General features: G+C 48.4%; 17 protein-coding genes. 10 read left to right on the forward strand and 7 right to left on the reverse strand.

What is annotated here, in order from left to right:
- Positions 1 to 32: 32 nt before the first annotated feature.
- On the reverse strand, positions 33 to 782 hold the full coding sequence (locus EV207_RS14330) for a hypothetical protein (RefSeq protein ID WP_132746841.1): 750 nt from the start codon (positions 780 to 782) through the stop codon (positions 33 to 35).
- A gap of 187 nt (positions 783 to 969) precedes the next feature.
- Between EV207_RS14330 and EV207_RS14335 the strand changes: the two genes are divergently transcribed.
- The 9 genes from EV207_RS14335 (at position 970) to purU (ending at position 12,074) form a co-directional block, all read left to right on the forward strand.
- Positions 970 to 1,659, forward strand: coding sequence for a response regulator transcription factor (locus EV207_RS14335; protein WP_132746842.1), 690 nt, complete (start codon positions 970 to 972; stop codon positions 1,657 to 1,659).
- Entirely contained in the window at positions 1,656 to 2,975 is a 1,320-nt protein-coding gene (locus EV207_RS14340) for a sensor histidine kinase (protein WP_132746843.1), read from the forward strand. Before EV207_RS14335 ends, EV207_RS14340 begins: the two co-directional genes overlap by 4 nt.
- 147 nt (positions 2,976 to 3,122) lie before the next feature.
- Positions 3,123 to 4,565: a carbon starvation CstA family protein gene (locus EV207_RS14345; protein ID WP_132746844.1), complete on the forward strand. Its 1,443-nt coding sequence runs from the start codon at positions 3,123 to 3,125 to the stop codon at positions 4,563 to 4,565.
- Positions 4,565 to 4,717, forward strand: a complete 153-nt coding sequence (locus EV207_RS23125; RefSeq protein ID WP_165886956.1) for a hypothetical protein — start codon at positions 4,565 to 4,567, stop codon at positions 4,715 to 4,717. The genes EV207_RS14345 and EV207_RS23125 overlap by 1 nt, the downstream gene beginning before the upstream one ends.
- Positions 4,718 to 5,631: 914 nt before the next feature.
- The gene (locus EV207_RS14350; protein WP_132746845.1) at positions 5,632 to 5,850 is read left to right on the forward strand and encodes a hypothetical protein; all 219 of its coding nucleotides are present in this window, start codon (positions 5,632 to 5,634) and stop codon (positions 5,848 to 5,850) included.
- A 24-nt stretch (positions 5,851 to 5,874) separates the two neighbouring features.
- Positions 5,875 to 6,369 (forward strand): flavin reductase family protein, encoded by a 495-nt coding sequence (locus tag EV207_RS14355; protein WP_132746846.1) that lies wholly within the window; start codon positions 5,875 to 5,877, stop codon positions 6,367 to 6,369.
- A gap of 118 nt (positions 6,370 to 6,487) precedes the next feature.
- Positions 6,488 to 7,873 (forward strand): purine-cytosine permease family protein, encoded by a 1,386-nt coding sequence (locus EV207_RS14360; protein ID WP_132746847.1) that lies wholly within the window; start codon positions 6,488 to 6,490, stop codon positions 7,871 to 7,873.
- A gap of 92 nt (positions 7,874 to 7,965) precedes the next feature.
- Positions 7,966 to 9,336: an NAD-dependent succinate-semialdehyde dehydrogenase gene (locus tag EV207_RS14365; protein ID WP_243647090.1), complete on the forward strand. Its 1,371-nt coding sequence runs from the start codon at positions 7,966 to 7,968 to the stop codon at positions 9,334 to 9,336.
- Positions 9,337 to 11,186: 1,850 nt separating this feature from the next.
- On the forward strand, positions 11,187 to 12,074 hold the full coding sequence (gene purU / locus EV207_RS14370; RefSeq protein WP_132746849.1) for a formyltetrahydrofolate deformylase: 888 nt from the start codon (positions 11,187 to 11,189) through the stop codon (positions 12,072 to 12,074).
- A gap of 72 nt (positions 12,075 to 12,146) precedes the next feature.
- On the opposite strand, the gene EV207_RS14375 is transcribed toward purU, so the two are convergent.
- Genes EV207_RS14375 through EV207_RS14395 form a run of 5 tightly spaced genes read right to left on the reverse strand, consistent with a single transcriptional unit; the run spans position 12,147 to position 16,758 of the window.
- Positions 12,147 to 12,698: an NADPH-dependent FMN reductase gene (locus tag EV207_RS14375; RefSeq protein ID WP_132746850.1), complete on the reverse strand. Its 552-nt coding sequence runs from the start codon at positions 12,696 to 12,698 to the stop codon at positions 12,147 to 12,149.
- Positions 12,699 to 12,722: 24 nt separating this feature from the next.
- Positions 12,723 to 14,207, reverse strand: coding sequence for an aldehyde dehydrogenase (locus EV207_RS14380; protein ID WP_132746851.1), 1,485 nt, complete (start codon positions 14,205 to 14,207; stop codon positions 12,723 to 12,725).
- Positions 14,195 to 15,016 (reverse strand): alpha/beta fold hydrolase, encoded by an 822-nt coding sequence (locus EV207_RS14385; protein WP_132746852.1) that lies wholly within the window; start codon positions 15,014 to 15,016, stop codon positions 14,195 to 14,197. Before EV207_RS14385 ends, EV207_RS14380 begins: the two co-directional genes overlap by 13 nt.
- Positions 15,017 to 15,018: 2 nt before the next feature.
- Entirely contained in the window at positions 15,019 to 15,597 is a 579-nt protein-coding gene (locus EV207_RS14390) for an amino acid synthesis family protein (RefSeq protein WP_132746853.1), read from the reverse strand.
- A 15-nt stretch (positions 15,598 to 15,612) separates the two neighbouring features.
- Positions 15,613 to 16,758, reverse strand: a complete 1,146-nt coding sequence (locus tag EV207_RS14395) for an LLM class flavin-dependent oxidoreductase (protein ID WP_132746854.1) — start codon at positions 16,756 to 16,758, stop codon at positions 15,613 to 15,615.
- A 137-nt stretch (positions 16,759 to 16,895) separates the two neighbouring features.
- Here EV207_RS14395 and EV207_RS14400 point away from each other — a divergent pair, with 137 nt between their 5' ends.
- The gene (locus EV207_RS14400; RefSeq protein WP_132746855.1) at positions 16,896 to 17,471 is read left to right on the forward strand and encodes a helix-turn-helix domain-containing protein; all 576 of its coding nucleotides are present in this window, start codon (positions 16,896 to 16,898) and stop codon (positions 17,469 to 17,471) included.
- Positions 17,472 to 17,663: 192 nt separating this feature from the next.
- Here the strand turns inward: EV207_RS14400 and EV207_RS14405 are convergent, their stop codons facing one another.
- Positions 17,664 to 18,083 carry a hypothetical protein gene (locus tag EV207_RS14405; RefSeq protein ID WP_132746856.1) on the reverse strand — a complete coding sequence of 140 codons (420 nt, stop codon included), beginning with the start codon at positions 18,081 to 18,083 and terminating at the stop codon, positions 17,664 to 17,666.
- Positions 18,084 to 18,419 lie beyond the last annotated feature (336 nt).

Here is an 18,419-nt window from a genome sequence, read left to right on the forward strand (position 1 = left end):
CTTCATTCTCCTTTCATTTTCCTTTATTTTAATTAAGCAAGCCGGTACAAAACCGGCATCGCGCCTACCCGATTGGCTTCCAGATTTGCCTGCACATATTTCCAAAAGCTCCTCTTGGTCATTTGCCGTGCGATAAACTGCTTTGGCCCCCATTTTAACCTGGCATGATTGATGGCGAGATAGTCCGATTGCTCGCCTTCGACCGGAACGAGCAGCGTCGAATTATCGACCGCCATTTCTGATCCATACCAGCCGGCAAGATAGTCCCAAAGCTTTAACATGACATCCCGGTCCTCGGCGACGAAATAGTTGAAAAGGAATGTTCCGCCCGTTTTTTTATCAACATCGTTCACCCTTTTGGCGTTCGAAGCGGCGATCACATGCATCTGTTTGGACTCATCCCTCAGCGCTTCCATCATCTCTTGATATGGGGCCGTCTTTTGTACTTCAGTGATGGCTGCCGGGGATTTGGTTTCGATCAGGACGGCAATATCGAACCTCGCAGCACGAATCGAATCGCGATGATCTTTGATATACGGAAGCCGCTCCATTGGCGGAACCGCAACCGCCTCGTACACGGTGGCGCTCTCGACAAAATCCTGTTGTTCAAGCGCCTTTGCCGATTGCTTCAGTTTTTTTAACAACTTGGAAGCTGAACCGATTTTAAATGGCAATGATGATGACCTTACCTGTGCCGCGATGTGAGTGTAGCCGAGCGGCGCCGGCTCAATCAATTCCGCTGCCTGATACTTGCTGCCCGGGTTAACAATTTGAATGTCCATCAGTCAATCTCCCTTCTCAATTTGTATATTTATACTGTAGCCATTAATCATCACAAAAGATTGAGGTAAGGAGTCACAAAACAATCACAAGTGGTAACAGTTTGATTAATTGGATAAAGCAAGCCCCTTGATGTGCTAAAATAAATTTAAAATTATTCAATTTTTGAAAATTGGAGGTATCCTATGCATGGCGAACCAAACCATTTTAATCGTTGACGATGACAAGGAAATTGTGGAGTTGATGCGGGACTTCCTTGAAGACGAGGGCTTTGGCGTGAGTGAAGCATTTAATGCCACTGAGGCGCTGGACGTGTTAAGTCGAACACGCGCAGACTGCATTCTTCTTGATGTGATGATGCCTGGCCAGAACGGCTTTGACCTATGCCGGCAAATAAGGCGGACGAGCGACACCCCGATCCTGTTCCTTAGCGCTCGTGATGAGGATCTACACAAAATACGGGGCTTGAGCTTAGGCGGAGATGATTATATTGTAAAATCCGCCACTCCAGAAGAAGTCGTCGCACGAATAAAGGCGGTATTGCGCCGTTATGGAAAAAAAGAAACAAACGAGAGCAGCCAGCTTAATTTTGGAAATCTGGTGCTTGACTTAAAGGCGTATGAAGCGACGGTCAACGGCAAGCTCGTGTCCTTTACGCCAAAAGAATTTGAGATCCTCTGTTTGTTCGCCGGGAACCCGCGTCAAGTCTTTACGTATGATCAACTGCTTGAGCGCTTTTGGGACGGCATCGGTGACAAACATACGGTGATCGTCCATATCGGCCGCATTCGCGAGAAGGTTGAGGCTGACTCAAAAAACCCCAAGCTCATCACAAATGTTTGGGGAATCGGGTACCGATTTGAGGGGGTGAGAAGGTGAAACCGCTGAAAATAAGGCAGTGGATGTTTGTCGGCTTGTTGATCATCCTCACTGTCCCCAGGTTATTTTACGAAATCCCCGGCTTGCTCGATCGCTATGTATTTGAACAACCATCCGAGCAACGTGCAGAATTGAAGGCAACACTGCGCGTGGCGACTGCCAACCCGGCAAAATGGCACAATAAGGCTTGGCAAGCCGATCTTCGGAAAAAGTCGGAAAAATCCGATGTCGGGATCTTGATTTTGGATTCATCCGACCGCGTGATTTTCCGTTCCGGTCCGATTGAATCTGAAAAAAAACCGAAGCGGCAAGCAACGGTCGTGGATGGCGATCACGTATTGGGCCGGGTCCTTTTGTTTGCGCCGGATAAAGGGAATGTTTTGCCGACTGTCATAGCCGCCATTGCGGCCATATGTGCCTTCCTTTTTATCGGTTTTAAGATGGGCCGGTATGTTGTAAAACCCCTCGAGGCCATGGGCAAAGCCGCTAGACGAATCGCTGGCGGTGATCTCGACTTTGATCTGCCCAAGTCTTCCGCCGCAGAGGTCGAGGATGTGCGGGCTGCCTTTCAAGCAATGGGTCAGGGACTTCGCGAATCGATTGCCAGGCAGTCAAAATTGGAGGAAGAACGGCGGCTTTTCATAGGTGCGATTGCCCATGATCTGCGCTCACCGTTATTTGTGCTGCGTGGTTTTTTGACGAGACTTGAAAAGGGACTTGCGAGCGACCCGGAAAAAATCGCGAGGTACGCAGCGATTTGCGGCCAAAAGGCCGAACAGCTCGATCGGCTTGTGTCTGATCTTTTTTCTTATACCAAAATGGATTATATGGAACAAACGCTGCGAAAAAAACAATTGGAAATGGGGCCTTTGATGGACGAGGTTGTGGATGACTTCCTGCCTCTTGCCCGTGCAAAAGATGTGGTGATCGCTTACGATTCCCCAAGTACTGTATGCACACTTCAGGGAGATGGCGATTTGCTTCGGCGTGTGTTTGCAAATCTTCTTGATAATGCGATCAGGTATACGCCAGCTGAAGGAAAGATTGACGTCGGGTGGCATATGGACAAGGATCAATTCGTCTTCACCGTCGAGGATACCGGACCGGGGATATCCGAGCATGATCTGCCCCATCTCTTTGAACCTTTTTACAGGGCAGAAGGATCGAGAAACCGCGAAACCGGCGGAACCGGGCTCGGCCTGACGATTGCGAAACGTATTCTAAGGGCACATGGAGGCGACCTCATTGCCGGGAACCGGACATCGGGAGGAGCCGTGTTTACAGGCTGGCTTGAACTGTGCCAGGCGCCACAGTGACAGGCACTATTCTTTCTTGCATCTTACCTCCCCTTTTTTGCACGTTATCTCAAAATTCATACACGTTGCGACTCATTTGCTCTTAAAGCTTGGTTTTCTTGATACAATTAATGTAAGCGTTAACATGCCTTTTTGGGAGGGAAGAGAATGTATACATTTATAGCTGGTATTATTTTACTTGTCTTAGGTTATTTTACGTACGGAAAAGTTGTTGAGAAGATTTTTGGTGTCAATCAATCAAGACAGACACCAGCATTTAGTCACAAGGATAACATCGATTATTTGCCAATGGGCAAAAAGAAGAACTCTCTCATTCAGCTTTTGAACATTGCGGGGGTAGGCCCAATCTTTGGCCCAATTCTGGGCGCCTTATATGGTCCTGTTGCCTTCATTTGGATTGTGATCGGCTGTATTTTTGCAGGTGCCGTTCACGATTATCTGACCGGCATGATTTCCATTCGCAACCACGGGGCACACTTGCCTGAACTTGCCGGAAAATTCCTGGGCAAAATCATGAGGCATGTCGTCAACGTTTTTACCGTCTTATTATTGCTTTTGACAGGTACGGTATTTGTCTCGGCCCCGGCTGATCTTATCCATAATATGACTAGCAGCTGGCTGCCGCTTGGGATTATTGTGGGCATCATCTTTTTATATTATATTTTGGCGACCTTATTGCCGATTGATAAAATTATCGGCAGGCTCTACCCATACTTTGGCGCTTTATTATTAATCAGTGCTATCGGCGTCGGCGGAACCCTTGTCATAACCGGTGCGCCAATTCCCGAGCTGTCGTTTACAAACATGCACCCAGACAATGCGCCGATCTTCCCGCTTTTATTCTTAACTATTTCTTGCGGGGCGCTTTCAGGGTTTCATGCGACACAGACGCCAATTATCTCGCGTACGACTGAAGGCGAGAAGCAAGGCCGTTTCATCTTTTACGGCATGATGATCGCTGAAGGCATCATTGCGATGATCTGGGCCGCAGCGGCCATGAGTCTCTTCCATGGTTCTGAAGGATTGAATCAAGTGTTGGCTGAAGCCGGACCTGCAGGTGTTGTCAGCGAGGTTTCAACCAAAATGTTAGGCGCCGTCGGCGGCACACTAGCTGTGCTTGGTGTCATTGTTTTGCCTATCACATCCGGAGATACAGCCTTCCGCTCAGCTCGGATGATTATCGCCGACTATTTAAAGATATCTCAAAAAAAGATTGGCTCACGTCTATGGATCGCGGTTCCGCTCTTTGTTATCTCGTTTGCTTTAACAAAAATTGACTTTACTATTCTCTGGCGCTATTTTTCATGGGCAAACCAATCAACAGCTGTCATTGCCCTATGGGTCGGTGCCATGTATCTCTTTATCGCTAAGAAAAACTACTGGATTGCCATGATTCCAGGCGTATTTATGACAATGACGACATTCACCTATATATTAAATGCTCAAATCGGATTTCGCCTGCCAATGCAGATCTCATACGTCTTTGCAGGTATCATAACAGCCGCCGCTTTGGTCGCCTTCTTTGTGGCCGGCAAAAGAGCGCAGAAAAGAAATCTGCAATTGGACGATGACATTTCCGGAGCCGCCTAATGGGCTGCTGCGATCCCAATTTCCGCAAGGACGTTGAACAGCAAGAGGAACATGTCAATCAGCATCAGCGGGAGTCCGTCCCGCTCGCGGTGAAATCTATTATTGTCGCCGTTGTTGCCGCCGTCATTGGATTACTGATCTACATGTCATGATTGCACCACCCGCAAGCCTAAGGCTAGCGGGTGGTTTTTTGATGCGGGGGATGAAGGCGGGGCTTGGGGACGCTTTTGAAATACTGAAGCAGAAATCCAGAAATGGACTCCGTCCTCTTGGCAGATTTCTGCGTCCTTTTCCCGATATATTGCGGCTTCGGACCGGGTTCTGCGTCCTCATAAGCGGTGTTTGCGTCCTCATCGGTGACTTCTGCGTCCTTTTCCCGATATATTGCGGCTTCGGACTGGGTTCCGCGTCCTCATGAGCAGTGTTTGCGTCCTCATCGGTGACTTCTGCGTCCTTTTCCCGATATATTGCGTCTTCGGACTGGGTTCCGCAGCCTCATGAGCGGTGTTTGCGTCCTCATCGGTGACTTCTGCGTCCTTTTCCCGATATATTGCGTCTTCGGACTGGGTTCCGCGTCCTCATGAGCAGTGATTGCGTCTTCATCGGTGACTTCTGCGTCCTTTTCCCGATATATTGCGTCTTCATCGGTGACTTCTGCGTCCTTTTCCCGATATATTGCGTCTTCGGACTGGGTTCTGCGTCCTCATAAGCGGTGTTTGCGTCCTCATCGGTGACTTCTGCGTCCTTTTCCTATTATATTACGTCTCGGGGCCGGGTTCCGCGGCCTCATGAGCGGGCTTGCTCCACTCTGATCGAGGCTCGCTCCACTTCCACTGAACCTCGCGCCACTTCCGCCTAGTCACAAACTACCCCTGTTGTAATACAGCTACAGACTTTAACCCTCCTCATTTTTTCCCGAAAGTTATAAATTCACCCTTGACGGAATTATTCAAATTAACATATAATTCACATATACTTAATTAAGTATTGCTTAACTATCCTTTGCTGAATTCACGCAACATCCCTTGGCAATATTCGTAGACACTCATTTCTGGGGGGAGAATGAATGAAAACATCATCGTTAATCATGTCCTATCTGCAGCAGCATCCTGGATCTGGTTACAAACAAATTCTGAAGCATTGCCGAAATAATATGGCATACGAGCAACATGACCATCACCTATTTAAATCACATATTGCATCAAATCTTAGGAAGCTTAGAAAGAAAAATAAGGCGATTAATAAAGGAAATGTATGGTATCTAAATGAAAAAGCCAGTTCCTAATCATTTTTAAAGGGGGAAACAGTCATGATGACGAAAGTCGATGGCCATGCGCTCAGGAATGCTTGCGGTAAATTTCTTACCGGGGTCACGGTCGTAACCGCTCAAGGAAAGGACGGGAACCAAGTCGGATTTACAGCTAATTCATTTTCATCCGTTTCGCTTGAACCGCCGATGGTTCTGATTTGCGTCGGGAAAAACATTACATCATATGATCAAATCCTTAGTGCCGATGGATTCGCCGTCCATGTCCTTTCGGTGGATCAAAAGGACCTTTCAACCCACTTTGCCAAAAAAGGAGGGGACAAATTTAAAGATTTGGTCAAGGCAACGGGGTTGTACGCTGCACCTATTCTTTCAGACTGCAGCGCTGTGTTTGAATGCCGTACTGCTAATCAGATTGATGCCGGCGACCACACGATCTTGCTTGGCGAAGTGGAACAACTTACATCACAGGAACCTGCAAAAGAACCGCTTGGCTTTTTCCAAGGCAAGTACACGTCAATTGGTATTGAAGCTTGAAACTTTAGGTGCGGGTGACCATAGTACCGGCGCTGCCCGCACCCTGCCTCTATTCAAAAGCTGAATTGGAAGCGCTTAAAAAGCGCCACCCAAAAAAATGTATTGGAGGAGTCCAATTTTGAAAATCGAGAAAAGAAGCATCGATTTTGTTCCCAAGGAAGAACGTCATGGTAAACCAACCCATCTCTTTCCTGTTTGGTTTGGTGCGAATATGCACATTACGACACTTGTTACTGGCGCCCTGGTCTTTTCTCTCGGTCAAAATTTTATATGGAGTATTGTTGCCATCGTGATCGGTAACCTGATTGGGGCCATTTTCATGGCGTCTCATTCCGCGCAAGGGCCGCAGTTGGGCATTCCCCAGATGATTCAAAGCCGGGCCCAATATGGCGTAATAGGTGCGATCGTCCCTTTGATCGTTGCCATGTGCATCTATTTTGGTTATCTGATAAGCAGCGGCCTGTTAGGGGCTCAAGCATTTGCAAGCGCCTTCTCGATCGGGCTGACCCCTTCTATCATTTTACTTAACCTGTTAACCTTTCTTGTTGCGCTGTTTGGGCACGATGTCATTCATAAAATGCAAAAGTATTTTTCATGGATATTCTTTATTGTCTTTTTTGTTGTGACGATCATGGCCCTTCGCATTCCCGTTCCTGCGGGCAGCTGGTCGGCGGGAGGCTTTGACCCGACAATATTTATGCTTAGCGTTGGCATTACGGCTTCATGGCAGCTTTCTTTTGCGCCGTATGTTGCGGATTATTCGAGGTATTTGCCAATAGATACCTCCCCGCATAAAACTTTTTGGTACACCTATGCCGGCACTGTTATAGGGGCCGCTTGGATGGAGATCATCGGGGTTATTTTTGCTCTGGCCGTTCCACATTTCTTGGATCATCCAGGCAGCAATCTGGCCCAGATTTTCAGCGGGCCGCTCGTTTTTATGATGTACATCATCATCGTGTTGGGTCAGCTCTCAATTAATACTTTTAATTTATACGGTGCATTCATGTCAACGACGACCGTCCTTGAACCGTTTACTAAACTAAAAATCACACCTAGGGTCAGAGGAACGTTTTTCTTCTGCATCACTTTAATTGGAACAGTTATAACCATTTGGGGACAAGAAAACTTTATGGCGTTTTTTCAAAACTTTTTAACTTTCCTAGGGTTCTCTTTAATTCCATGGACATCTATCAATCTGATCGACTATTACATGCTGCGGCGAGGAGAATATGTGATCAAAGATATCTTCGACCTAAATGGCCGCTATGGAAAAGTAAACTGGATCACGATTATTGCTTATGTGCTGTCTATTGGCCTGCAAATTCCTTTTATTAATACCTCATTCTATGTGGGGCCTGTCGCGAAAGCGCTGGACGGCGCGGATTTTGCCTGGGTCATTGGTCTTGTCGTGCCCTTGATTTTTTACTACTTCCCTATGAAGTATAAGATTCGAACAAAGGAAAACCAAAATCCGGTTAAGGCCGATATCAGCAACATCTAGCTTTATTTTATTCACTGACAAAGGAGAGAATCTGATTGACTAATCATCTTATCTATATCAATGGAAAATGGGTTGGAGAAGGACTAGAGAAAATGGATGTGATCAATCCTGCTAATCATGAGAAAATCGCTTCGGTTCCGAAGGGCGGAACGGCAGAAGCGGAACATGCCGCAGATGCTGCTTACGAGGCCTTTCAAACATGGTCCAAAAAAACAGCGGGCGAACGCAGCGAGCTGCTATTAAACTGGCACAGGCTCATAGATGAAAACAAGGAAGCTATCGGGAAAATCATGACGCTTGAACAAGGAAAGCCTTTAAAAGAAGCTATCGGTGAGGTCAATTACGCCAACGGATTTAATCTATGGTATGCCGAAGAAGGCAAACGGATTTACGGGGAAACGATTCCCGCCTCCCATCCTAATAAACGCATTCTCGTTCAGAAGCAGCCGGTCGGTGTCGTAGCAGCGATTACACCTTGGAACTTTCCCGCGGCGATGATTACCCGAAAGGTTGCCCCGGCACTAGCAGCAGGCTGCACGGTCGTCGTGAAACCAGCAGGCCAGACCCCTCTTACGGCTTTAAAGCTGGCCGAGCTTGCTGAGGAGGCTGGTTTCCCTAAGGGCGTTATCAATGTTGTCACAGGCCGTTCAAAAGAAATTGGCGAGGCATGGTTAAAAGATGACAGAGTCAGAAAACTGACTTTTACCGGATCGACCGAGGTGGGTAAACAATTAATGCAAGGCGCCGCCCGCACGATGAAAAAGGTGTCTCTTGAACTCGGAGGCCACGCCCCCTTTATCGTAATGGATGATGCCGATGTGGACAAAGCGATTGAAGGCCTAATAGGTTCAAAGTTCCGAAATGCCGGGCAAACCTGTATCTGCACAAACCGTGTCTATGTTCAGGAATCAATAGCGTCTGGGTTCACAGTAAAGCTTGCTGAGGCCGTGGCCAAGCTGAAAATCGGCGATGGACTGGATGGAGCAACTGACATTGGCCCGCTCATCGACCAAGGTGCTGTGGAAAAAGTAGAACAGCATGTCCAAGATGCCATCGATAAAGGGGCTCGGATCGAAGCCGGCGGAAAGAAAGCGGATGCTGATGCAGGATTTTATTTTGAACCAACGGTATTATCCGGGGTAACGGAAGAAATGATGTGTATGACTGAAGAAACATTCGGTCCTTTGGCACCCATTGCCGCTTTTCAGACTGAGGAGGAAGCGATTGCCAGAGCGAACGACACCCCATATGGACTCGCGGCTTATGTCTTTACCGAAAACATCGGACGGGCCATCCGCATTAGCGAACAGCTTGAATACGGGATTGTCGGGCTTAACGACGGGCTCCCTTCCGTCCCCCAAGCGCCATTTGGCGGCTTCAAGGAAAGCGGCTTAGGCAGAGAAGGCGGGCATCATGGGATTGAGGAATTTTTAGAAATAAAATATATATCACTCGCTTTTTAACAGCTGCACACTTTAAGCAGCCCCAGTCGGAGCTTGGGGCTGCTTTTGAAAATGCTGAAGCGGGAAGCCTAGAATTGAACTGCGTCCTCCTGACCGGTGATTGCGTCCTCTTCTGGGATTTTTGCGTCGATTTTGCGGGACATTGCGTCTTGGGAGGGGGTTCTGCGTCCTTCCCGGGTGTTGATTGCGTCCTCTTCAGCGACTTCTGCGGCGATTTTGCGGGACATTGCGTCTTGGGAGGGGGTTCTGCGTCCTCCCGGGCGATGATTGCGTCCTCTTCGGCGATTTCTGCGTCGATTTTGCGGGACACTGCGTCTTGGGAGGAGGTTCTGCGTCCTCCTGACCGGTGATTGCGTCCTCTTCGGCGATTTCTGCGTCGATTTCGCGGGATATTGCGTCTTGGGAGGGGGTTCTGCGTCCTCCCGGGTGGTGATTGCGTCCTCTTCAGCGATTTCTGCGTCGATTTCGCGGGATATTGCGTCTTGGGAGGGGGTTCTGCGTCTTCCCGGGCGATGATTGCGTCCTCTTTGGCCACTTCTGCGTCGATTTCGCGGGACATTGCGTCTTGGGAGGAGGTTCTGCGTCTTCCCGGGCGATGATTGCGTCCTCTTCAGCGATTTCTGCGTCGATTTCGCGGGACACTGCGTCTTAAACATGGGGACCGCGTCTTCTCGGGCGATGACTGCGTCCTCTTCGGCCACTTCTGCGTCGATTTCGCGGGACACTGCGTCTTAAACATGGGGACCGCGTCTTCCCGGGCGATGACTGCGTCCTCTTCGGCCACTTCTGCGTCGATTTCGCGGGACACTGCGTCTTGGGAGGGGGTTCTGCGTCCTCCCGGGTGGTGATTGCGTCCTCTTCAGCGATTTCTGCGTCGATTTCGCGAGACATTGCGTCTTGGGAGGGGGTTCTGCGTCTTCCCGGGCGATGATTGCGTCCTCTTCGGCGACTTCTGCGTCGATTTCGCGGGACATTGCGTCTTGGGATGGGGTTCTGCGTCTTCCCGGGCGATGATTGCGTCCTCTTCGGCCACTTCTGCGTCGATTTCGCGGGACATTGCGTCTTGGGAGGGGGTTCTGCGTCTTCCCGGGCGATGACTGCGTCCTCTTCGGCGATTTCTGCGTCGATTTTGCGGGACATTGCGTCTTGGGAGGGGGTTCTGCGTCCTCCCGGGCGATGACTGCGTCCTCTTCGGCGATTTCTGCGTCGATTTTGCGGGACATTGCGTCTTGGGAGGGGGTTCTGCGTCTTCCTGACCGGTGATTGCGTCCTCTTCGGCGACTTCTGCGTCGATTTTGCGGGACACTGCGTCTTGGGAGGGGGTTCTGCGTCTTCCTGACCGGTGATTGCGTCCTTTTCTGGGATTTCTGCGTCGATTTCGCGGGACACTGCGTCTTAAACATGGGGACCGCGTCTTCCCGGGCGGTGACTGCGTCCTCTTCGGCGATTTCTGCGTCGATTTCGCGGGACACTGCGTCTTAAACATGGGGACCCCGTCTTCCCGGGCGATGACTGCGTCCTTCCCGCTGACGATTGCGTCCTCTTCGGCGACTTCTGCGTCGATTCCGCGGGGCACTGCGTCTTGGACGTGTGTCTACGCCACTTTGGACGGAGCTCGCTCCATTTTGATCGGGGCTCATTCCACTTTTTGGCGGAGCACGGGCCATTTGTGGGGGCTCGCTCCACCTCGGCCCGCTCGCGCCACCACGGATGGGGCACGCTCCACTTCCGCGCCAGTCGAGCCCGCCACCCATTTTATGATTTCTTATCCAGCGAAAAAGAGTTTTCCTTTTCAAAAGAATCATAATATAATAGGACAAACATCGAGAAAAAAGGGAGAGAAATAGAACATGGCAACACATCAACACACATCTTTTCTTGAAAATCACAAACATCGCGTCAGGCTGTTAATTTCTTGTCAGGATCAGCCGGGCATTGTAGCGGCTGTATCTCACTTTTTGCATGAAAATCAGGCAAATATCATTCAATCCGATCAATACTCTACAGATCCTTCGGGCGGTATTTTTTTCATGCGGATTGAATTCGAACTATTAGAAATGATAGAGCCAAATAAGCTAGAGGAAAAATTTAAAGGGGTCGCCCAAAGGTTTCAAATGGACTGGCGATTTTCTTATGCGAATCATATTAAGCGGATGGGGATTTTTGTTTCACAGCAGGACCACTGCCTCTTAGAGCTGCTCTGGCACTGGCGCTCAGGTGACATTGTTGCGGATATTCCCCTCGTGATCTCCAATCATCCCAAGCTGCGGGACGATGTGGAAGCACTGGATATCCCCTTCCACTATATACCGATCGATAAAACGAATAAGCAGGCTGCTGAAGAAACACAGCTCGCATTGTTGAAGGAGCACAACGTTGATTTCATCGTCTTGGCCCGGTATATGCAGATCCTGTCACCTGAATTTGTCGTCCATTATCCAAATAAGATTATCAATATCCATCATTCGTTTTTGCCGGCTTTTATGGGAGCGAGACCCTATGAACGGGCTTACGAACGCGGTGTGAAAATCATCGGCGCGACATCACATTATGTGACAAACAGCCTGGATGAAGGCCCGATCATCAAACAAGGCGTTAAGGAAGTCAGCCACAAAAATAATACCAATGAACTTAAAAGGATAGGGAGAATAACGGAGCGGGATGTCCTTGCTGATGCTGTCTCGCTGCATTTGGAGGATCGTGTCATCGTCTATCAAAATAAAACGATTGTCTTTTAATTTTTTTATTTTGCAAAGTAAACCCCTCAGGCTAACATGGCCTGAGGGGTTTATCTATCATAATCATTTTTCTTAACCCGCGAATTGATGCATCCTTAATGCCCTATGCATAAAAACGACTTCTTCCGCCAAGTGGGCAATTCTCGTGTTGACATCAGGATCCGTCAGTTCCTTTTTTTCATTAAAATGATGATCATTAACATACACATAGCTTGGCGCAACATAGGAGCGGAAAAAGCCGGCGATCGGTTTTAATTGATTTTCTATTACTAAATAATGCTGAAAGGTTCCACCGGTCGCGACGAATCCCATCACCTTATTTCTCATGGCGCTCACCGGGACTAAGTCAAACAGGTTTTTTAACGCTCCTGTCATGGAGCCTTGAAAAATCGGCGTGCCTATCACATAAAAATCTGCCGAAGAAATGGCGTCAATCACCTCTCTTGTATCTCCCGTATATGCTGCCGGGTCACGGCCATCGCAAAACTGCAAATCATAGTTTTTGAGATTCAGGAACTCCACCGTCACCTCAGGATGAAGCTGTTTGACCTTCTTCAAAACCTCTTGAACGACAATCTCTGTTTTCGAACCGGTGATTGTCCCTGAAATGCCTAAAAGCTTCATTAGAACACCTCCCATATACAAAAATTATCTCATGATAAACGGATCGGGCATCGGCGCGGTCGACGTGTTGATCCAAACCGTCTTCGTTTGTGTGTAATCATAAATGGACTCAAAACCGCCTTCACGGCCAAACCCGCTCAATTTTGATCCGCCGATCGGAGCAATTGGCGAGATGCTGCGGTAGGTGTTAATCCAGACAATCCCGGCGCGAATCGCTTTGGCAACCCGGTGCGCTTTGGCAATGTCTTTCACCCAAATACCCGCTGCCAGCCCATAATCCGTACTGTTAGCAAGCTCAATCACTTCTTTTTCTTCTTTAAAAGGGATTACGCTTAGGACCGGGCCAAAAATTTCTTCCCTAGTTATCTTGGATGTGTTTGTCTTATGCTCGAAAATCGTCGGCTCAAAATACCAGCCTTTCTCACAATGAGCGGGCGTTTTGCCGCCGCAAACAATGTTGCCTTCTTCTTGAAGGCCGGCTGCCACATAGTGTTTGACACGTTCCAGCTGGGCCTCGGTCGCCAGCGGCCCCATTTCAGTTTCATCGTTCAGGGGATCCCCAATCTTAATTTTCGACACCCGATCAACAAGCCGCTCCATGACTTTATCGTAAATATCGGCATGCAAGAAAGCACGTGATCCCGCGACACAGCTCTGACCTGAAGCCCCGAATATCCCGGCAATAATGCCCATTGCCGCATTATCCGGATCCGCGTCATCAAAGACAATGTTTGGTGACTTTCCGCCGAGTTCGAGCGACACTTTGGCAAAGTTCTTTGCCGAATTGCGAACGACGTGACGGGCAGATTCGGCACCGCCGGTAAAGGCAATCCGGTTAACGAGCGGATGGGACGAGAGCGCATCACCCACAGGGTCGCCAAAGCCTGTCACCACATTGATCACACCGGGAGGAAACCCGGCCTTTTCCGCTAGTTTCATAAGTTCCAAGAGTGAGGCTGACGTATACTCAGAAGGTTTGATGACAATCGTGTTTCCCGCTATAAGCGCCGGAGCTAGCTTCAAGGTTGTCAAATAAAGCGGTGAATTCCACGGTGTGATGGCGGCAACCACGCCTAATGGTTCTCTTGCAGAAAAGACAAACATGTCCTTTTTATCAATCGGCAGCGTTTCACCATGGATCTTATCAGCAAGGCCAGCGTAATAATAGAAAAACTCTGGCATATAGCTGAGCTGTCCGCGCATTTCCCTGATCAGCTTGCCGTTATCCGCTGTTTCGAATGCCGCGAGCTCATCGACATTTTCGGAAATCAGCTCACCTAACTTGCGGACTAACCGCCCTCTCTCGGTATAAGTCATGTCGCCCCACTCGGAACCTAAGAAAGCTTGATTTGCAGCGTTAACGGCGGCATCGACATCTTTGGCTGTTCCCTTTGGCACTTTACACCATGCTTCACCTGTTGCCGGGTTATAGCTTTCAAAATAATTGCCGCCTTCTGACTCTGTCCATTCCCCATTGATATACATGCGATATTCTTTTAATTGTGACATTCTTTCGCCTCCTTACACTCGTGTTCCATGATAAACCGATGAATCCTTTCATTGACGACCTCCGCCGCCTCGATCGGGAGCATATGCTTCACGCCAGGGATAATCGCTAATGTTGACTGCCTGATTTTCCGCCCCATAGCCCCCGCCATCTCTGGCGTCGATCCCATGTCATGCTCGCCCGTCATGATTAAAGCGGACTGGCTGATCCCGCTGAGCATTGGCCACAATTCCTGATCAGCCGTCGCAAAAAGGGTGTAGGCCGCGAGATAGGATTCAGGGTCATTTCTTTGCAGCCGGCAGCGGATCCGTCCGACAACCTCTTGATTTTTTTCAACAAACGTTTGATTAAACCAGCGCTGGATGGCGGGTTCAATCGTCTGGGCTGGCCCGATTTCCTTAACCTCCGCAACCCTTGACAAGACAGCTTCCCGCTTTTCCTCCGGCCGGTCAGCGACAGCGCTCATAATCGTCAGCGTGTCAACCTTTGCCGGATAGCTGACCGCAAAGCTTTGCGCCACCATCCCGCCCATCGAAAAGCCGACGATATGAGCACGGTCAATGTCTAAATAATTCATAAGGGCTGCTAAGTGCTCTGCATACTGTGGAAGTGTATGGGGTGCAGGCGGGTGTTCAGACCCGCCATGCCCAGGCATGTCATACGCAATCACTCTATAATGTTGTGACAAGCCATCGATTTGCTCATCCCACATCGTGTGATCGAGCCCGACACCATGTAACAGAATAAGAGGCACGCCGGTCCCCTTTTCCTCATATTGAAACAGGTGTCCCCCATAGGTTGCTGCCGGCATGTTTACACGAGCCCCATTTCCTTCATATCTTGATGGCGGTTGCCTGTCCGCGGATGAGGACGCCCTCCAGTCGAAGCGCCAATCGCTACAACGATTTCATCGGCACGGGGAGCATCAGGAATGGCCGTTTCAAAGGTAATATAGTGAGAGCGCTGCGATTCGTCCGTCTTATGGACCATTGGAATCGTAATCGCCGTCCCTGCGCCGCCGCGCTTATTCGTAAAGCTCAAAATACTTGACCCTTTCACCGCATCACGGTATTTATTTCCGAATTTCAAAGTATGGATATAGGCTGAGGCGTGTTCAATTTCACCGTCCACGCCAACAACGGCCGCTTTTCCGAAAGCTTCAACATCGTCCGGCGAAGCCACTTCACTCAGTAATGCTTCAACTAATAAATTCCCAAGTTCCGGTGCATAGGCATCGATTTCCGGCTTCAAGTTTTCAACAAAGCCTCTCCCTGCCCACGGATTCTTTATAACCGCAATGGCCGCAACCATTTTCACCGGTGTTTCAACCTCTTTGCCGCCCTCGATAAACGTCTTTTCAATTGCTGTGAATGTTTTTCGCACTTCTAACATTGATATAGCCTCCTCTTAGTTAAATTGGAATGTTGTTTCTTTAAATTTCGGCATGACTTTCTCGGTAAATAGGTTTAAGCTCTTCATGATCTTGTCGTGCCCGAGCCCGTTATGATTGACCCAAAGCAATAAGTTCTGCACATTCAGCTCATCATGCAGCTCTTGAATTTTCTCTGAGACATATTCCGGTGTGCCAAAAAGCAGATTTCGCGGATGCAAAAAGTCGTAGGTCAGCTCTTTGCCTGCCGGGTCTTCCCCTGGATCCATCAGATTGCCGAGGCCCCTCCAATGGCATACCCAGCGGTAATTGTTTAACACAGCTTCGGCCGCGTCTTCACGCGCTTGTTCCATCGTATCGGCGACATAGACATCCCGGACTAATGCTAAGCCTTCACCGAGCGTGGCTTCCTTGCCGCGCGATGCTGACAGTATGGCCCGATAAAGCTCGAAGCGCTGCTTTAATTCCTTTACAGTCGGCATCCAAAAGATCCCGTTTATCCCTTGTTCAGCAGCCCTTTTTATCGAGCGAGGTGAATCGATCACTTGCCATAATGGCGGGTGGGGGGTCTGATATGGCCTTGGCGTCAATGCGATTTTGTTGATTTCCTCTTTTTCCATATCCATAAATTCTGATGACGGCGGGCTCATCGGATGGCTCCATTTCAATCCTTCTGGAGGAAAGTTATAAAACCGGCCTTTATGCGAGAAAAAGCGGTCTGACAGCGCTTTCTTTAAAATGTCTAAAGTTTCTTCAAACAGGGCGCGGTTCTGTTCTTGGTTCTTAGGATCCGCCAGGTCATTTAAGTTGGCTGCTTCCCGGCCGTATAATCCGCGGGCGAGACCGATATCCACCCTTCCTCCGCTCATTTGATCAAGCATGGCAATGTCTTCAGCCAAGCGCAGCGGGTGCCAAAATGTAATGACATTTGCGGCTTGGCCAATTCTGATCCGCTTCGTCCGTGCCGCAATATCCGCCCCCATTAAAATAGGATTCGGAATCAATTCATTTCCTTCATGGCCAAAATGGTGTTCCGTATACCAAATGGAGTCGTATCCCGCCTTATCACAATAAACAGCTTGCTCCCTTGCTTCATCCAGTACCTTATCGAATTCATCATGTCTGCCGGGGCCTGCAAGATTTGCGAAAATACCGAATTTCATTGTCGTTTCACTCCTCCGTATGAAGTCATTTCTGATATACTTAAAATGGTTAAAACTTCATATTAAGTATTAGTTAATTAAGTATAAGTGAATTATATATTAATTTTAACAATTCCGTCAAGGGGGATTTTTTAGTTATGGAAAAAAGTCAACAAAAGATAATTGGCGAGAAAATAAGGGCCATCCGTGAATCCAAAGGCATTACAATTAACCTTGTTGCAAAAGAAACTGGCTTTACATCCAGTTTTATCAGCCAATTTGAGCGGGGATTAACTAAGGCATCTATCGCCTCTTTGCAAAAAATCGCTAGTGTATTAAAGATTAATTTAGCCGAGCTTTTTGAGCAAAACGATAACGCCATCCCGGACCAAGAACAATCTACAGTAGTAACCCGAAAGGCCGACCGCCGGAAACTAGCCTACCCTGATGGAAAAGCAGTCGATTTCATGCTCACCGGGCTGGGCGGTAAATTGGAGGTCACTTACAGCCAGATTGAACCCGGCGGCGGGAGCGGTGAACTTTTTTCCCATGATATTGCCGAGGAATGTATCGTCGTCTTGAAAGGCGATATCGACATCACAGTCGGCGAAGATCATTATGTTCTATATGAAGGAGATACGATCACCTTCTCAAGCAGAGTGCTGCACGGCTGGAAAAATACAGGTGCCGAAACATGCGAACTGATCTGGATCGTGACACCGCCAACTTATTGAGGGGTCTGACCCCTTAAATAAACGAAAACTACCACGGTCCCGTATACCGTGGTAGTTTTCTTAGTTAATCAGAAAGTATAACTTTCTGACGCACATAAGGGCAGCTAAGCCTCTGGCTACGCCTATTAAAGGCTTGCCAATCGGCAAGTTTTCTTTATATTATCGCGCTTTAGGGGAAAGGGAAAAACTTAATTAATATTCGTCACAATGTTTGTCTTTCTTGTTGCTCTTTCTTTTTCCGCTGCTTTTGCGGGATTTCTTAGAGATTTTCCCTTCTTGGTTAGCGTTTTGCCCGCCTTTTTTCGTCACCTGACCACCTTGGTTTGCGTTCTGCCCGCCTTTACCGGCAATTTGCCCGCCGGTCTCAGCTTTAATCCAGCCCTTATCTTTTGCGAGATTTCCATTATTGATGAACGTTACATAAGTTACTTCGTATTTTTTGCAGTATTTACAAAAATATTTTTTTGACTCTTCTTTTTTGTGGCAGTCTTTGCCGCTGTGTTTATAGGAATATTTGTGGTTGTCTTTGTGGCAGTCTTTTTGATGATGATGGTGGTGCTTTTTATCACTGTGATTATGATGATGCTTATTCTCATCCTTTTTATAGCCCATAATAGTATTCACCTTCTTTCTAGTAATACTATTAATATATGAAATGATTCTAAATCCGAATGTATCGTTGTCTCTATCAATTTTTGTTAGTAGAATTTGTGCTTTTAGTGAACAGGAAGGTTTGCAGAAGTTTTAAAAAGGAGCGTAGGCGTAATTCTCATGCTTTGATGACCGGGCGGGCCCGTTTTTCCGGTCCGCGGGCACGATTAGCCCCTTTTCGTTACCGGCGAAGGCTCTTTCTCCGGTCCGCGGGCACGATTAGCCCCTTTTCGTTACCGGCGAAGGCTCTTTCTCCGGTCCGCGGGCACGATTAGCCCCTTTTCGTTACCGGCGAAG

It is taken from the genome of Scopulibacillus darangshiensis, from assembly GCF_004341035.1.
Classification (GTDB): Bacteria; Bacillota; Bacilli; order Bacillales; family Sporolactobacillaceae; genus Scopulibacillus; species Scopulibacillus darangshiensis.